The organism is Microbulbifer jejuensis, from assembly GCF_047289955.1.
Lineage (GTDB): Bacteria > Pseudomonadota > Gammaproteobacteria > Pseudomonadales > Cellvibrionaceae > Microbulbifer.
Window position 1 is genome coordinate 90,149 of record NZ_JBLBUB010000002.1, and the last position, 17,267, is coordinate 107,415.

General features: G+C 56.0%; 11 protein-coding genes. 5 read left to right on the plus strand and 6 right to left on the minus strand.

Features of this window, described 5'->3' with window-relative positions; translation table 11 throughout:
* Positions 1-372: 372 nt before the first annotated feature.
* Complete coding sequence (locus ACL7TT_RS01825; RefSeq protein WP_413392681.1) at positions 373-861, minus strand: MarR family winged helix-turn-helix transcriptional regulator; 489 nt, start codon at positions 859-861, stop codon at positions 373-375.
* Positions 862-863: 2 nt separating this feature from the next.
* A complete protein-coding gene (locus tag ACL7TT_RS01830) occupies positions 864-1,343 on the minus strand; it encodes a glutathione peroxidase (RefSeq protein ID WP_413392683.1) in 480 nt (159 codons plus the stop codon).
* Positions 1,344-1,511: 168 nt separating this feature from the next.
* Between ACL7TT_RS01830 and ACL7TT_RS01835 the strand changes: the two genes are divergently transcribed.
* The gene (locus ACL7TT_RS01835) at positions 1,512-3,443 is read left to right on the plus strand and encodes a cytochrome c/FTR1 family iron permease (protein WP_413392685.1); all 1,932 of its coding nucleotides are present in this window, start codon (positions 1,512-1,514) and stop codon (positions 3,441-3,443) included.
* A 183-nt stretch (positions 3,444-3,626) separates the two neighbouring features.
* On the opposite strand, the gene ACL7TT_RS01840 is transcribed toward ACL7TT_RS01835, so the two are convergent.
* From ACL7TT_RS01840 to ACL7TT_RS01850, 3 genes are all read right to left on the minus strand, one after another.
* Entirely contained in the window at positions 3,627-5,513 is a 1,887-nt protein-coding gene (locus ACL7TT_RS01840; RefSeq protein WP_413392687.1) for an MFS transporter, read from the minus strand.
* A 189-nt stretch (positions 5,514-5,702) separates the two neighbouring features.
* Positions 5,703-7,772, minus strand: coding sequence for a M13 family metallopeptidase (locus tag ACL7TT_RS01845; RefSeq protein ID WP_413392688.1), 2,070 nt, complete (start codon positions 7,770-7,772; stop codon positions 5,703-5,705).
* A 166-nt stretch (positions 7,773-7,938) separates the two neighbouring features.
* Entirely contained in the window at positions 7,939-9,135 is a 1,197-nt protein-coding gene (locus ACL7TT_RS01850) for a TonB family protein (protein ID WP_413392690.1), read from the minus strand.
* A 343-nt stretch (positions 9,136-9,478) separates the two neighbouring features.
* On the opposite strand from ACL7TT_RS01850, the gene ACL7TT_RS01855 reads away from it, so the two are divergent.
* The 4 genes from ACL7TT_RS01855 to ACL7TT_RS01870 all read left to right on the plus strand — a co-directional run bounded on the left by ACL7TT_RS01855 (position 9,479) and on the right by ACL7TT_RS01870 (position 15,987).
* Positions 9,479-10,189, plus strand: coding sequence for a cyclic nucleotide-binding domain-containing protein (locus ACL7TT_RS01855; RefSeq protein ID WP_299941237.1), 711 nt, complete (start codon positions 9,479-9,481; stop codon positions 10,187-10,189).
* 384 nt (positions 10,190-10,573) lie between these two features.
* On the plus strand, positions 10,574-11,779 hold the full coding sequence (locus tag ACL7TT_RS01860) for an efflux RND transporter periplasmic adaptor subunit (protein WP_413392693.1): 1,206 nt from the start codon (positions 10,574-10,576) through the stop codon (positions 11,777-11,779).
* Positions 11,776-14,922, plus strand: coding sequence for an efflux RND transporter permease subunit (locus ACL7TT_RS01865; protein ID WP_413392695.1), 3,147 nt, complete (start codon positions 11,776-11,778; stop codon positions 14,920-14,922). Before ACL7TT_RS01860 ends, ACL7TT_RS01865 begins: the two co-directional genes overlap by 4 nt.
* 138 nt (positions 14,923-15,060) lie before the next feature.
* Entirely contained in the window at positions 15,061-15,987 is a 927-nt protein-coding gene (locus ACL7TT_RS01870) for a phosphoribulokinase (protein ID WP_413392697.1), read from the plus strand.
* A gap of 77 nt (positions 15,988-16,064) precedes the next feature.
* On the opposite strand, the gene ACL7TT_RS01875 is transcribed toward ACL7TT_RS01870, so the two are convergent.
* A complete protein-coding gene (locus ACL7TT_RS01875; RefSeq protein WP_413392699.1) occupies positions 16,065-16,895 on the minus strand; it encodes a hypothetical protein in 831 nt (276 codons plus the stop codon).
* Positions 16,896-17,267 lie beyond the last annotated feature (372 nt).

Here is a 17,267-nt window from a genome sequence, read left to right on the forward strand (position 1 = left end):
TGCGAGGCTAAACAAGGGGCTCTGCCGCTGTCTATGCGCCGCTCAAATAAAGTCGGGAATCCTGTCGGGGGTGGGGGGAGAAAAATTATATGCCGCGTAGCGGCAGCCGCAGCGTGAAAGCTAGGGTGCGGTGGCCTTGTCTGGTTGTACAGAAGTCAGTCTTCATAGGTAGCGGTTTCCGCGTCGGGACTGGGTCTGGGCATTATGCGTGATCTTTGATCTGATGGTCAATGTTCATCCTATTATTTCCTAAACTTCAATACCGATTGATATTTTTATCCTTATTTTTCTTTCCTGTGGAATTTATAACCTAAAAAAGTTGAGCCCTTTCGAGGTGCTCCTTTCCAGAGGGCCTGCCGGCAGTGATTGGTTTTATGTGTCAGCCCGATCGGGGCCTCGTTCTATCTTGCGCAAAAATTGCCAAAGGGCATCGCGCAGCGGTTCTATTTCTGCAGGGCGTATCGAAGTGCGCTCCGGATGCTGGCTGACCCATTTCCTGGCTCTGGATTTCAGTGCCAGCCCCGCGCGGGTTACGGCCACCAGAGTGACGCGCTCATCCCAAGTGGCGCGTTGTCTCTGTACCAGGCCGCGCTGCTCCAGACGCTTTAGCAGCGGGGTCAGGGTGCCGGAGTCGAGCAACAGGCGCTGCCCCAGGGCGCCAAGATTTCTTTTCTCCCGGTTTGCGCTGTCTTCTTGAGCCCACTCCCAAAGCACCATCAGCACGAGGTATTGAGGGTAGGTAAGACCCAAATCCTGCAGCATAGGCCGATAAGCCCTGGTCATGACCCTGGAGGCGGCATAGAGGGCAAAGCAAAGCTGGCGGTTGAGGGCCAGCTCTTCGAAGTCATCGCTGCCAATCACCGTTACAACATCTGCTCAATTTCAGCCTGCAGGGACTCGGGGGTATCTTTGGGGGCAAAGCGCTTCACGTCTTTGCCATCCCTGCTGATCAGAAATTTGGTGAAGTTCCACTTGATGCCCTCGGTGCCAAGCAGGCCAGGGGCTCGCTTCTTGAGTTGCACAAACAGGGGGTGTGCCGCAGGGCCGTTGACATCCAGCTTGGCATAGACCGGAAAGCTGACCCCGAAATTCAGTGTGCAGAACGTCTGAATTTCCTCATTACTGCCGGGCTCCTGGTTGCCAAACTGGTTGCAGGGAAAGCCCAGTACCACCAGACCCCGCTCTTTATAGCGGCTGTAAAGTGATTCCAACCCTTTGTATTGCTTGGTAAAACCGCATTGACTGGCGGTATTTACCACTAGGAGGAGCTTGCCTTTATAGTCCTCCAGTGAGGAGGGTTTACCGTCGGCAGTTTCGATGGGGATTGAGTAGAGATCGGCCATGATCCGGTTCCTGTATTTTATATTGTGCACATTTTAATTGTACACAATTTAACTACAGCCACGTCTGGGTTGAATCAACTTCAGCGCGGGCTTTATTATGAGAATAATTATCAATTATATTATGCACCTGATGATCAATCTGTTTGCAGTAACCAAAAAGGATTCTCCATGCGCCTCTTCCTCTATCTGGCCCGCCTGTTTATGGTACTGCTGGCTGTAACGATGACTCCCGTCCAGGCCCAGCAAAGCGGCCTTTCCGAGCAGCAGCTGCGACAGTTGATGCAGATGGCGGAGTATATTGGTGTGGATTATCCGGAGGCAGTGGCCGACGGCGCGGTGATCAACACGGATGAGTACACTGAAATGGCGGAGTTCGCCCAACTGTTGCTCAATCGCGGGCAGCAGTTGTCGGATTCGCCTGAGGCGCGAATGATCCGCGCCGAGGCCCTGGCTCTGCAGGGCGCCATTGCGCGCAAGGCGGGCCTTGACGTGGTGCAGAAACATACCGCCAAACTGCGCCAGGGGTTGCTCTCCATTGCGCCGGCCCTCTCCCTGCCCCGCGCACTGCTCAGCTTCAATGACAGTCGCGCACTCTACCGGGCCCAGTGCATAGCCTGTCACGGGGTGGAAGGGCGCGGGGATGGACCGCTGGCGGCTGGGCTGGAGCCGGCACCCACCGATTTTCACGAGCGTGAGCGCGCTGAAAACCGCTCTTTGCTGGGGCTTTACGATGCCATCAGTAACGGTATTGACGGCACTGCAATGACCGCCTTCAAGGGTCTGAACGAACAACAGCGCTGGTCTTTGGCTTTTTATGTGGGTGGCCTGGCATTTGCCGGAGAGGACACTGCTGTGAAGGTGGGCGGGCCGAGCCTACAGGATCTGGTGATGTACAGCCCGGCGGTATTGCGCAGTGAGCGCTCAGACGTACCTGCGCAGTCGGTGGCTGCCTTGCGCGCTGACCCCAGCCCTCTGTTCGCTGAGATACCCCAGGGGGGCGGGGCCCCCCTAGAGGTGGCGCGCGCGCAGTTGCAAAAGTCCCTGGCAGCCTACCGGCAAGGGAATTATGCCAATGCCCACACCCTGGCGATCAGCGCTTATCTAGATGGCTTTGAACTGGCGGAGAATGCCTTGGACTCTGTGGATGCGGACCTGCGCCTGGCCACGGAACGCGCGCTGCTGGGCTTGCGCGCCCAATTGAATGCCGACAGTGATCCCCGTCGAGTGGAAGCGCAGGTTCACAGTATTCTGGCGCAGCTGACACGGGCCCAATCGCTGATGGAGGATTCCAGCTTGTCCGACGTCGCACTGTTTATCGCGAGTTTGGTGATCCTCTTGCGCGAGGGGCTGGAAGCGTTGTTGGTGGTGATAGCACTGATCGCTATCCTGGCAAAAACCGGCCGCCGCGATGCGCTGAAATTTGTACACCTTGGCTGGATCGGCGCTTTCGCCGCAGGTGTGGCTACCTGGGTCGCCGCCCAAAGCGTGATTACCATCAGTGGTGCCAGCCGCGAAGTCATGGAGGGTGTGGCTGCACTTTTGGCGGCAGTGGTGCTCTTCTACGTGGGTTTTTGGATGCACAGCAAAACCCGCACGCGGGAATGGCAAAACTATATTCAGGACAGTATCAACCGCAGCCTGGGTGCCGGTGCCCTGTGGGGGGTTGCCGGGCTGGCGTTTATCGCGGTGTATAGGGAGATTTTTGAAACGATACTGTTCTACCAGTCCCTGCTGGCACAGACCTCTGCAAACCAATACAGCGCGCTTTGGGGTGGCATGGCTTCCGGTGCGGCACTGCTCGCGGTACTGGGTTTCGCCCTGGTGCATTACTCGGCGCGCCTGCCTATCGGTAAGTTTTTTTCCGCGACCACCTATATTCTGCTGGCGTTGTCTTTCGTGCTCGCAGGAAAGGCAGTTGCGGCATTGCAGGAAGCGGCCTGGATCGGTATTACCCCGCTGCCGGTGGCGTTCAGTTTCGACTGGCTGGGTATTTACCCCACCTGGCAGGGCATCGGCCTGCAGGCAGCTATCCTGGCAGCAGCCCTGTGGCTGATACTCAGAAATCACAATCCCGATCAGGCCGCGCTTAAAACGGTGTGAGCCGTTTGGGCATCTTTAACAGGGAGACTCCCCTCTGGGTGGGCCTCCCTTTTCCGCGGCCACCTGATTTCCATTTCAGAAAAGGCGTGTACCCTCCCTATCTGGACCCGGGTGACATACCAAGGCCGGTTAGATGTAGAGCGGGCGCCAGGCAAAGTGCCCTGGTTGCGGCCCTGCCCAGCCTCAGCGCTGCTCCCCGCGCAAACCCAATACTTGCTCGTGCAGTATCCCGGCCTTGGCATCAGTGGCTTCGATGGGGCAACCAGCCACGACGCTGACTTTGGACCAAAAGCGCTGTGGCCAGGTGGTGAAGGCTTGGCCACCGTTATGGCTGAAGAAACTGCCCCAAAGACCACGCAGTGCCATGGGAATCACCGGTACCGGGGTGCGCTCCAGTATTTTTTCAATACCGGCCTTGAAAGGCTGTAATTCCCCGTCTTTGGTGAGCTGCCCTTCGGGGAAAATACACAGCAGGTCCCCATTTTTCAGGCCCTGTTCTATGGCGCTAAATGCCATCTCGTATCCCTCGGGATCCTGCAGCCTGGAACAGATGGGAATGGCGCGCCCGGTGCGGAAGATAAAGTGCAGCACCGGAATCTCATAGATCGGTTTGTACATAATAAAGCGTATGGGGCGGCGCACCGCCCCCGCCAGCAGGAGGGCATCCACGTAACTGACATGATTGCAGGCGATGAGCGCGGGCCCCTGGGCGGGAATCTTTTCCAGGCCCTCGTGCTTCACCCGGTATATCGTATGGGAAAGCATCCAGATCAGCAGGCGCATGGCGAACTCCGGTACCCTGGTAAAGACAAAGATGGCCACTGCGGCATTCATCAGGGCGATAACCAGGAAGAACTGGGGGATAGTGACCTTCAGCACATTCAGGAAAAAGAGGCCGAGCAGGGCCGAGACCACCATAAACAGCGCGTTGAGGATATTGTTGATGGAAATAACCTGCGCGCGGATTTCGGGTGCTGAGCGGTCCTGCATCATCGCGTAGAGCGGCACTATGTAGAGGCCGCCGCAGATACCGATCAGCACCAGGCAGGTGAGAATCGCATAGGCACCATTACGGCTCAGGAACGCCCCCAGGCCCGCCTGCTGCAGCTCGACAAAATTGCCACCAGCGACGGACAGGGCGGTGCCTGTGATGGTGAGGCCGGCGGCGCCGAGAGGCACCAGGCCCAATTCGATGTGCCCATCGGATAGGCGCTCACACAGCAGCGAGCCCAGGGCTATGCCGATGGTAAACGTGCATAGCAACAGGGTGATAACGGACTCGTCGCCACCCAGCACGTTTTTGGTAAAGCTGGGAATCTGTGTCAGGTAGGCCGCGCCCATCAACCAGAACCAGGAGATACCGATAATTGCATAAAAAATCGAAGGGGTTTTGGCGGTTTTATCCAGGATGCTTTGCATCTGGGTGATGGGGTTCGGATTGACCCGCAGGTTTGGCGCCGGCGCCGGCGCCATTGGAATCCCGCGGCTGGACAGGTATCCCAGGGTTGCTGCACCCATGATCACCAGGCTCAGGTAGAAAAGGCCATTTTCCCCCTGGCCGGTTAGCCCCGCCAGCAGGCCGCCCACGATGGTCCCGGTGAGAATGCCGACAAAGGTCCCCATTTCCACCAGCGCATTGCCGCCAACCAGTTCGGAGCGCTTCAGGTGCTGGGGCAGGATGGCGTATTTAACCGGGCCGAAGAATGCCGACTGCACACCCAACAGAAAGAGGACGGCGAGGCAGAAAACATTGCTGCCGCTGTAGAGGGCGGTGACCCCGAGGGCGCCAATACAGATTTCCCCCAGTTTGATCAGCCTGATCAGGCGGCTCTTGTCGTACTTGTCGGCCAACTGGCCGGCGGAGGCAGAAAAGAGAAAGAAGGGCAGAATAAACAGGCCCGCTGCAACATTGATCAGGGCGTTGGCTTCGTTCTCCACCAAGCGGAAAGCAATCATCACGATCAGCGCATTTTTATACACATTGTCGTTAAAGGCACCGAGAAACTGGGTGAGGAAGAAAGGCAGAAAGCGGCGGCTGGTTAGCAGTTGGAGCTGGGTGCGATGGGCCATAGTTATTCTCTCTCCTAAAAGCACCGCACCTATGTTACGCCATAGTGGCTACAAGTTGTCCAGCTTGTAGTGGCAATGAAATAGGGGGTGCGGATGATATAAAGGACTTGGGGGGAGAGGGGCTGGCGACGGGATAGATCGCGGCAAGAGAGAAAACCGGCCGCCAGGGGCAGCCGGTTTTAACACCTGTTACCAGATTTTTACCCGCTCTTCCTCGGGCAGGTACATGCCGTCACCGGCTTTCACATCGAAAGCCTCGTAGAAGGCTTCGATATTGGGTAGCACACCCTGTACCCGGTACTCGGCGGGGGAGTGAGTGTCTGTCTTCATACGGCTGCTCAGCGCCTTGTCACGCATCTTGCTGCGCCAGACCTGAGCCCAGCCTACAAATACACGCTGGTCGCCAGTGAAGCCGTCAATCACAGGAGCCTCTTCGCCATTGAGGGACATCTTATAAGCTTTGTACGCAATGCCCAGACCGGACAGGTCGCCGATGTTCTCACCCAGGGTCAGCTCGCCATTGATGTGCTCGCCTTCCAGCGGCTCAAAAGCGTTGTACTGGGAGACCAGTTTGCTGGTGAGGTTTTCAAAGTTGTTGCGGTCGGAGTCGGTCCACCAGTTGTTCAGGTAGCCCTTGCCGTCGAACTTACTGCCTTTATCGTCGAAGCCGTGGCCAATTTCGTGGCCGATCACTCCGCCAATGCCGCCGTAGTTCACCGCGTCATCCGCCTTCACATTGAAGAAGGGCGGCTGCAGGATCGCTGCGGGGAAGACGATCTCGTTCATCGTCGGGTTGTAGTAGGCGTTAACGGTCTGCGGGCTCATGCCCCAGGCGCTGCGATCAATGGGCTTGCCGAGTTTATTGCGCTCATAGTCGGCCTCAAACAGGTTGGCGGCCAGCACGTTGCCTACCAGGCTATTCGCGTCCACCTGAAGGGCGGAGTAGTCGCGCCACTTGTCCGGATAGCCAATTTTAGTGGTGAAATTTTCCAGCTTGGACAGCGCCTGCTTGCGGGTATCCTCTCCCATCCACCCGAGGGACTGGATGGATTCGCGATACGCGGCCTTGAGGTTATCCACCAAAACGATCATGCGCGCCTTGGCTTCCGGTGGGAAATGCTTCTCGACATAGCGCTTGCCGACCAGTTCGCCCACCGCGCCGTTGACAAACTGTACGCCGCGCTTCCAGCGGGGCTCCATCTGTTCGACACCGCGAATGGCAGTACTGTAGAAATCGAAGTGGGCCTGGGCCAGCGCACTGTGCATGTAGGGCGCCATGGCGGACAGGATCTTGACCTTCAGATAGCGCTTCCAGGTGGCCATATCAGTATCGGCAATCACTTGGTTGGCCGCTTCCAGGTACTCGGGCTGGCCGACGATAAAGCTGTCGGCCTTGGCCAGCTTGGCCTTGGCCAGGTAACTGTCCCAGTTTACCGCAGGCATCAGCTTTTTCAGCTCCGCCGCGGATTTCTTGTTGTAATATTTCTCAGGGTCGCGATTGTCCAGGCGGCTGCGCTGGTGTTCAGCCAGGCGCTCTTCCAGTTTGAAGATCCTGTCAGAAAAGGCTTTGGCGTTGTCGAGCCCGGCCAATTTCTGGATTTGTCCCAGGTACTCTTTATAGGCTTTGCGCAGTTTCTGGCTCTTCTCGGTATCCTCGAAATAGTAATCGCGGTCCGGCAGTCCCAGGCCCGCCTGCCAGAGGAAGGGGATGTAGTTTTCAACCTGTTTCAGGTCCTGGTAGACAGTGCCGCCAAAAGGCACGTTGTAGCCGGCGAGATCGGCATAGGCAAAAAAGTCGGTCAGGTCTTTGCGGGACTTGATGGCATCGACTTTGGCGAGTTCGCCAGACACTGCGGACAGGCCTTTTTTCTCGATCAGCTTTTCGTTCATAAAGCTGTTGTAGAGGTCACCGATCTGTTTGGCGCCGTCACTGTTGGCACTTTGGCCCGCTTGCATAATCAGCGCTTTAACCTGCTCGGTGCTCTGGTCCCGCAGGATCGAAAAACCGCCCCAGCGGGATTTGTCCGCAGGAATCTCGGTGTTTTTCAGCCAGGAGCCGTTCACATAGGTAAAGAAGTCATCCTGCGGGCGCACAGTGGTATCCAGCGCGGTGAGATCAATACCGGAGGAGCGCTTTTCCTGCTCTGGGGTGGCTCTCTTGTGGGTGGAGTCCGGGTGATTGTGGGCCAGCGCGGAAAGGGTGAGTTGGGGGCTGGCGAGAATGCCAAGGATAGCGACTGGTAAGAGTAGTTTTTTCATTAGTAGCTCTGTTTGGCTAAATTCAGGGTGGTCAAACGACATCCACATGGTAGAAGAAGGCGCCATTAGGAGGCAAGAGGGCTGCGTTTAGGTGCGGTGTGATCGCGACAGATGGTGTGGTGAGAGCAAAAAGCCCCGCCGGGCGGAGCTTTTGCACAGGGTCGGATCAATCTGGGATATCGAAAGTAATCGGCAAGGTGAAGCTGAAGCGGTCTGACCCCAATTGTGGAGGTACTGCGGGGTAGGGGCCAGCCCGCTCAACGGCAGCGATGGCCTCGCGGTTGAGGCTGGAATAGCGGGATTCCTGTACTGCCACTATCTCCTGCACTTCCCCCCGGGCATTTATCACTACATTCAGGCGTACGCTGCCCTCATGGCCGCGTTCCTGGGCACGCTTGGGGTAGCGAATGCTGCGGAAAGTGTGGCGCAGCAGAGCGGAGTGGTATATCTGGCGGGCGAGGATCAGATCGGCTGTCAGCGGCGTCTCCTCTTCCTCCATGTCTTCTTCCCTATCTGCCGCGGGCGCCTCGGTGGTGTCGGGTTTCGCCTGGGACAGTTCTACGGTTGGGGTTGCAGCGGGTTCTACGTCTTCATTGCCCGTGGCAGGGCTTGCCGCGGCTGAAGCAGGGTTTGGCGTGGCTGTTGCAGGATTTGGCACCAGGGCCAGCGTGGGAGGGGGAAGTGCCGCCACCTCCAGCGTCGGTTTGGGCAGGATTTCCTCAGCCACTGGGGCCTCGGTTGTCAGAGCCTCCTCCAGGCTGATTTGCTTTAACTGGAGTTCTGCGATGCGCTCGCTGCTGGGCTCAAGCGCTTCGTAAGTGGAGAGCAGGCCGCTGTCCACCTCGCCTGCCGAGAGCAGTCCGTCGCGAAAGCCGGTGGATGGGGGAACAGGGCCAATCCAGGCCAGCAAAAGCGTATTGTAGAAATCCGCATCGTTGATTTCCCCGAGGGTAATCCCGTTCAGTGCAATCCTGGTGATGCCGGTGTCAGCGGCAAATTCAACTGCCAGGCGGTCGCCACGTAAAAAACGGCCTTTGAACAGATTGGCGAATGTCAGCATGGATTCTGCCTGGCTGCTCAGGGTATCGCTGCGGTTATTGATGGCGATCGCCTCCATCCACTGATTACGAAAGCGGCGCGCGGGCAGGCTGTTGGCGATGACGCGTACTTCCAGCCGGCGCGGTGCGTTGCCGTTGAGCAGGATGGCCGTTTCATCAGTCAGGGTTTCCGAATAAACGGCAGCGATATAGAGATCCTTGTTGAATTGTTGTTCGACTGCAAGACCGTTCAACAGTGGTATCGCTTTGGCGGATACCGTAAAAGTAAATAGCAAAAGTGAGACGGCAGTTTTTATCGGTTTCATTGTTTCACAGCCCCTGAAAGTCCGGAGGCAAAAGTTCCGGCAAATAAGGATTTGGGGTCCGTCCCAGAAGTGCAAGAGCCGGGTGAAATAGTGCGCGGTTCAAGCGTGGGTGAGCACAGTGTGCTCTCCTTTTTTCTAACTCTACTGCAACTGTGATTGAGTTCAAGTCCGAAATGGCTGGAATGTCTTTCTGTCTGTCTGGTACCAGGAGTGGGTGGTGGAAATGATTGTCACTCCTGAAGTTGGTTGTGGGGGATCAATATCGTATAGAATTCAGTTTTATAAAGTGGCTTCAAACGCACTTTCCAAAAAATGGAATCGTTTTTACTAATTTGTAGTACGCATGGAAATCAAACCTCTTATCGATTATCCGCGGGATGCCGTGGACCGGTTACTCAATGTTATTCATCTGTTTCGTGATATTCGCGCTTCCAATGAGTGGCAGTACACGGTTTTGCTGAAGCGCTCCAGGCTGGTCAGTTTGCAGCCGGGAGAACAATTGCTGCGTGCCGGTGAAGTGGATCAGTGGCTTTACTTCTTGCTGCGGGGCGAGTTGCTGGTTCATGTGGATACCGCAGGCAAAATGGCAGAGATGGCCGGTGAGCGCACCCTGGCAGTGATTCGCCCCGGAGAGTTGTTTGGCGATCTGTCCATGCTGCTATCAGAACCCCGTAGCGCCAATGTGCTCGCCTCGCCCCACAGCCGCGACACCCAGGTGCTGGGACTGGATTGCACACTGTTTGGTGATCTGGATGACCTCTCCCTGTTACAGTTGCCAGCAAAACTGATTTTTTACCGCAACATGGTGCACTCACTGCGTTGGAAACTGGAAGTTTATCGCTCGAAGTACCCGGGTCATCAACTGGCCGACAGCCACCGCAAGCTGAAACTTTACACAGGCCCCAAGCACTGCCGGCAGGAATTGGTGGCACTGGCGGAACAGGCCCGTGGGCTAGCGCGCATCCTGCTGGACTGGAATGCGGAGTTTGGTTCCGGCGAATTGATAGATGGTGAGTCGGATATGCAGGGTTTTCTGGAGTCGATGCTCTCCTGACCCGGTATAAGTGGCTGTTTAACCTGGGATCTGGCTGGCTTGGCCGCTGATCCCTATCCACCGGTAATATTCTGGCGCGCTTTAGGGCGATGCCACAGATCGTTTTGCGCAAAACAGCTGGGTCGATGGATTGTCCTACCGGCGGCAAGTCCCGTTGAGCGCGTGATATGCGCTTCTCCAACAATAGTCATCAAGTACGTTTGTAGCGCAGCAGAGTCGCTACCTGCGGCCAGGGCAAGTGCCCCGCGGTAAGGATTCTATTTTCGGTATCAGTCCTCACTATGTAAAATTTGATCAGTGCGAGGTGCTGCAACTGTCTGCGAAGATATGAACGGTTTCTATCCTTAAACCGATAGCTTTGTTTTTTCTCAACAGGTTTTTTGAATGCAGAGTCCACTGGCGTCCATCTGGTCCAATCACAATTATCGAACGGCAGCGCTTGTCACCCTATTGGCTGCCGCCTGGCTTTTGAGCGGTGTACTGCTTCCGGGCCATCAGGGGGATGGGGGTGAGGAAGCCGGTAAGGCAACAAGGGCCAGGCCCGAGGCTTCCCCGCTGGTTCAGGCCCGGCAAATCGGGGCCCAGTCCTATGTTGCGCGGGTATTGGTCAATGGCCGCACCGAAGCCAACCGCAGTGTGCGCCTGCGCGCGGAGTTGGATGGGGTGATCACCCGTCTCCCGGTGGAGGAAGGGAGTAACGTGCGACGGGGGGAAGTGATTTGTGAGATTGGGGCGGAGGATCGCCTGGAGCAACTCGCGCTTGCCGAGGTGGCACAGCGCAAGGCCGAACTGGATTACGCCGGAGCCCTGCGTCTGAAAAAGCAAGGTTTGCTGGCAGAGACGGCTATGGTTCAGCAACAGGTGGCCCTGGCCCTTGCGAAAAGAGATTATATTCGTGCGGAAGTGTTGGTGGATAACCTAAAGATCCGCGCGCCATTTGATGGGGTGGTGAACAGCCGTGCGGTGGAATTGGGGGATTTTATTCGCCGCGGTGAAGCCTGTGCAACTGTGCTGGATCTGGACCCGATTTTGGTGGTCGGTGAGGTTGCGGAAAATCAGGTGGGCAACCTGGTCCCCGCTGGCTCTGCCAGCGCGCAATTGCAGGGGGGGGGGGCGGTGCAGGGTAAACTGCGCTATATCAGCCAACAGGCTCAGGAAGTCACACGCGCATACCGGGTAGAGGTGGCGGTACACAATCCCGACAATAAGTTGCGCGGCGGGCTGAGTGGGCGTTTGGCGCTGCCCACAGGAGAGGTCATGGCGCATCGCATTAATGCCTCCCTGTTGACGCTGGATGATCGTGGCGAACTGGGCGTGCGTATTCTCGACAGCAAACATCGCGTGGAATTTGTCAAAGTCACCCTCGTAGGCGATGGGGATGGGGGCGTTTGGGTCAGTGGCCTGCCGGATCAGGCCACCCTGATCACCGTCGGCCAGGAGTATGTCAGCGCCGGTGATCTTGTGCGAGTGGAAATGATCGCCCCCGAGCAGGATTTCGACATTCCCCCCCAGCCCGACGATATCCCCCCCGGGCCAATCTTAATGCCAGCCTCTCAGCAGCCCCCCGTCGTGGAGGGTGGCCTGCGGTGAAGCTATTAAAAAGTGGGATCGAGCGAAATCGCAGTACGCTTTGTCTGATGTTGCTGATCATTCTGGTTGGGTTGGCGGCGCGCAGTGCGATGACGATTGAATCCAGCCCCGAGGTCAACCCTCCCTTTGTGATAGTGCAGGTCACCCATGAGGGGATCTCCCCCGAGGATGGTGTGCGATTGCTGGTGCGCCCGCTGGAGCAGGAGATACGGGCGGTTGAGGGTGTCGTGGAAGTGATAGCGGTTGCGCGTGAATCACTCGCGTATATTGTGGTGGAGTTCGACTCCGCAATCGCTGTGGATGATGCGATCGACGATATCCGCAATGCGGTGGAAAGGGCCAGGGCGGAATTGCCGCGGGATGCCGAGGAGCCGACGGTTGAAGAGGTCTCGGCACAGCCATTTCCCACGATTGTGGTCACCCTTTCCGGAGAAAGGCTCAGCGAGCGCATCTTGCTGGGTAGCGCCCAACGATTAAAGCGCAAAATCGAAAATATCAGCGATGTGTTGAGTGCGGATCTGCACGGTAATCGCGAAGAGGTGGTCGAGGTCATTATTGACCCCGTACGCTTGGAGCACTACCAGGTGACCAGCGCCGAGCTGATCAATGCGGTGTTGGGCAATAATCTGATGATTCCCGCCGGTGAGCTGGAGACTGAGCGCGGCCGCTTTTCTGTAAAAGTTCCGGGGCTTATTGAAACCGCAGGAGATGTCTATGACATCCCCCTGAAAACCTCCCCGGATGGTGTGGTCACCCTGGGCAATGTTACCGACATCCGGCGCACGTTTAAGGATGCCGCCAGTTATACCAGTATTAATGGCAGCCCCGGTCTTGCTATCAATGTCACAAAACGTAGTGATGCCAGTTCTGTCAATGTGACGGAGCGGGTCAGGGGGGTTGTTCTGCAAGAGATGGAGGCATTACCCCAAGGCGTGGAGGTAAAATTTGTATTTGATCAATCCAACTTCGCGCGGGATATGGTCAGCGAGATGCAGGGCAATATTCTCACCGCTATGCTGCTGGTAATGATTATTGTGGTTGCCGCACTCGGTTTCCGCTCGGGCATATTGGTGGGATTGGGCGTGCCCTTCTCGCTGTTATTTGGCTCTATTGTCACCTGGTTGTTGGGCTATTCCTTCAATTTTATGGTGATGTTCGGCATGTTGCTGGCACTGGGGATGCTGATCGACGGTTCCATCGTGATTACTGAATTTGCCGATCGCAAGATGGCCGAGGGTTTGAGCGCAAGTAGTGCCTATATCGCCTCGGTAACCCGCATGTTCTGGCCGGTGGTTGCTTCAACCGCAACAACGCTCGCTGCGTTTCTGCCCATTATGCTCTGGCCGGGTGTGGTGGGGGAGTTTATGCGCTATCTACCGGTCACGGTTTTTGCTGTATTGACCGGTTCTCTCTTATACGCGCTCTTTTTCGCCCCGGTGCTGGGCTCCCTGTTTGGCAAGAGTACTTTGAGTGCGCCTACACGGGGTTATCTGAGACAACTGGAGGAAGGGCAGCCTAGAGCCCTGGCGGGTATTACCGGATACTATGCCCGCCTGTTGCTGTTTGTTCTGCGCCGCCCTGTCACTGCCTTTGCGGTCACCATTGCAGTGCTTGTTGTGATTTTTATTGGCTTTGGTCGCTATGGGGCCGGTATCGAGTTTTTTACCGAAACCGAAGAGCAATACGGCAATGTGGAGGTTCGGGCTCAGGGCAATTTATCCATGGCGGAAAAGAAAGTGCTGGTGGCCCGGGTGGAACAGGCGGTACTCAGTGTACCCGAAGTGCGTATTGCCCATACGACAATTGGCTCCGGGGGGATCACGGGCAATTCGGACCAGGCGCCAGACCAGATTGCCAATCTGTTGGTGGAACTGTTACCTCCGGAGGCGCGGGAGCGTCGCAGCAGAGCCGTCTTTGCGGATATTCGCGCACGTAGTGCCAACTTTGCCGGAATCAAAGTGAGCGCGAATGTGATAGATGGAGGGCCTCCGGTCGGTAAGGATATTGTGCTGGAGTTGCGCGGACAGGATTATGAGAAACTACTGCTGGAAACCCAGCGCCTGCAGTGGGCCATGGAGGACGAATTCGATGGTCTTAGAGACATAGTGAATACGGCCCCACTGCCAGGCATCCAGTGGGAGGTGCAGGTGGATCGCGCCAAAGCGGCCTTGTACGGGGCTGATCTTACCGAAGTGGGGCGCGCAGTGCAGCTTGTGACCAATGGCGTGCGTGTAGCTGAATATCGCCCCGATGATACGGATGAAGAGGTGGACATTCGTATTCGTTATCCACAGAGCGCCCGCGGTCTTGCCGCGTTGGATGATCTGAAAGTGAATACTGCACGTGGCACAGTGCCTATCAGCAGTTTTGTACACATCGAGGCGATGCCCAGAGTGGACAAAATTGAACGAATTAATGGCATTACCCGTATGCAAATCAAGGCGGATGCACAGGAGGGTGTGCTGCCGGACGATAAGGTCAAGGAAATCCGGGCATGGCTGAATAGCAATCCAGTGGACCCGGGGATTGAATTGTTGTTCAGAGGCGCCGACGAGGAACAGAATGCGTCCTTTCAGTTTTTGGGCGTGGCTTTCCTGCTCGCGCTGTTTCTGATGTTTATTCTGCTGGTGACCCAATTCAATAGCTTTTACCAGTCCCTGCTGACTCTATCCTCTGTGATCATGTCCACCACCGGCGTACTGCTTGGGCTTTTACTCACTCAGAGTACTTTCAGCGTAATTATGACCGGGGTGGGGATTGTTGCCCTTGCCGGTATTGTCGTTAACAACAATATTGTGCTGATTGATACCTTTAATTTTGTACGCAGGCAGGAGCCCCGGCTCTGCCCGACCCAGGCTGTGCTCAAAGCGGCAACACAGAGATTGCGCCCGGTATTCCTCACCACTGTCACCACCATTCTCGGGTTGTTGCCGCTGGCGCTGGGGGTGAGTGTGGATATGGTGGGCAGGAATGTGGTGGTCGATGGGGTTATTGCCTCGTTCTGGGTCAAACTTGCCAGCGCCATTGTCTATGGGCTCTCTTTTTCTACGCTGCTCACCCTGTTGGTGACACCGGTGATGCTAGTGCTGCCGGGGTATGTACGCCGCAGGCTAGCCCGTGCCGAGTTTATAGGTCAACGCTAGCGCCGGTGTTTGCGCCGCCGGCATTATTTTGTGATTTCCACTACCTCGGTAATCAAATAGGGCTTCAAAAGTGAATTGGGTGGTCTGGGCAATCATTGCAGTGGTTGTGGCCGCGGTGAACTTTGAGAGGGATCGAACATGGTCAATGCCTGGCCCCGGGAAGTTATCGCACACAGCCAGATGCACGCAAGTAAGCTACCCGGCGGGGTTATTGAGGGCTTTATTCGGCAACACCAACTGCCGGCTGCGTTTCATGGGGTCATAAGAGACTATTACCTGCCCCTGGCACTGTGGCTGCAGGAGCGGCATAGGCCGGGAAAGACGCTGGTTGTGGGTATCAGTGGTGGCCAGGGTACGGGTAAATCCACGCTGACTGATTTTCTTCAAATTGTACTGACCGAGTTGGGCCACAACTGCTGCACACTTTCTTTGGATGATCTCTACCTCACCCGCGCCGAGCGGCAGCAGCTCGCGAGCGAGGTTCACCCCCTTCTGTTGACCCGCGGGGTGCCAGGTACACACGATGTACAGCTGGGTATTGATACCCTGAATGCCCTGTGTTGTGCGGGTGCGGAATCGGTCACAGCCTTACCGCGCTTTGACAAGTCTCTTGATGAGCGCGTCCCACGGGACGCCTGGCCGCAATACATGGGGCCGGTCGATATTGTGTTGTTGGAGGGTTGGTGCCTGGGGGCCAAACCATCAGTCAAACCGGTATTCCCGCTGAATGCCCTTGAGCAGTCAGAAGATCCATCCGGTACCTGGCGGCACTTTATCAATCGGCAACTTGCGGGCGCTTATCGGACCCTGTTTGCGCTGCCGGAGGTTATGGTGATGCTGAAAGCGCCGAGTATGGAATCTATTCTCGAATGGCGGCAGTTACAGGAGCAAAAGCTGCGTGAGCGTAACGGCGGTGGGGGGTTACAGGACGGGGATGTGCTGCGTTTTGTTCAGCACTACGAAAGGGTTACGCGCAATTTGATTTTAGAGATGCCCGAGCGGGCAGATTGTGTTTTTTTGTTGGGAGAAGACCACCGAATAAAAGCGGTCAACTTGAAGCACTGAGCAGTTGTTATGAGAATACACCTCGACGCAGCCGGGGCCTGATCCGGCTGGAGCTATCACACTCCAGCCGGATTGTCTTACTTGGCCTTTGGCGGCCGGCCGCGGCCACGCTTTGCTGGGGCGGCTGCTGTGGTTGCGCTGACAGCTTTCTTGGGGCGTCCTGGCTTTTTCTTGGCCGTTTCGCTTTTGGCTGGGCGTCCCGGCTTCTTGTTGGCGATTTCGGCTTTTGGCGGACGTCCACGACCACGCTTTGCCGGAGTTGCGGCGGTATCAGTTTTTCTGGGGCGTCCCGGTTTTTTCTTGGCAGCCTCGCTTTTGGCTGGACGGCCGGGTTTCTTTTTGGCTTCGTCCGCTTTTTTGGGGCGACCGGGCTTTTTCTTTACAGCGGTCGCTTTCTTCTTTTGTGCAACAGCTTTCTTTTTCTCTGCGGCAGCGGCCTTCTTGGCAGCAGCAGCGGCTTTTTTGGCTTCAGAGATAGCCTGTTTCTTCTCTACAGCGGCCAGTTTTTTGGCAATAGCTGCCTCCTCTTTGGCAACAACCTTGGCTACCTGAGAGGCGAGCTTGTTTGCAGCTTTGACTGCTGCCAGCTTCTCTTTGGCTTCTGCCGCAGCGCCTTTGATCTCGGCTGCGGCGGCTTTGGCCGTTGCGGCGTCACTGCGGGCTTTCTGTAGTTGCCGCTGTTGGGCAGGCGTTTTTTTCTTGGCTCTAACGGCAGCCAGCTTTTGCTGGGTGGTTTTCGCCTTTACGACGGCCTTTTTGGCGTCTTTTGCCAATTTTTCCTCTCTGCTGATCGCATCCTTCTCTTGCTTGAGACGGGCACTAGCCAGCTTGGCGGTAAGGGAGATCAGTTCTGCTTCCAGTTTGGCAACATCATTGATAGTGGTTTTGGGTACTTTCTTGCTAGCCATTATAAATATCCCTGCAAAAAGAATTGTTTTAGAAATGGGGGCATTCCTATCAATTATTCTCAGCCATCTTGTGGTCATCTAGATCGTCCAGACCACTTTTACTCAGCAAAAAACAATTGATAATGAGTCCCCCCAAGCGAGCGGCGCTAATTGCAGCTTATTTATATACCTAAATGCAAGCGTTTTATAAGAATTTTTGTTAAATAAAGTAAAAAAATGGTTTTTTTACCGGTTTTCGATCTGTGGGCAGGTTTGCAAGTGCTATTGGGGTTTATTCAGGTGCCCGGATGGCAACTGGCTTTTTCTCTCTTTCTGGTGAGGCCAGTATTCGAAAACAGTACAATACACTGAATAGTTGAGTCAGTGCCTTGG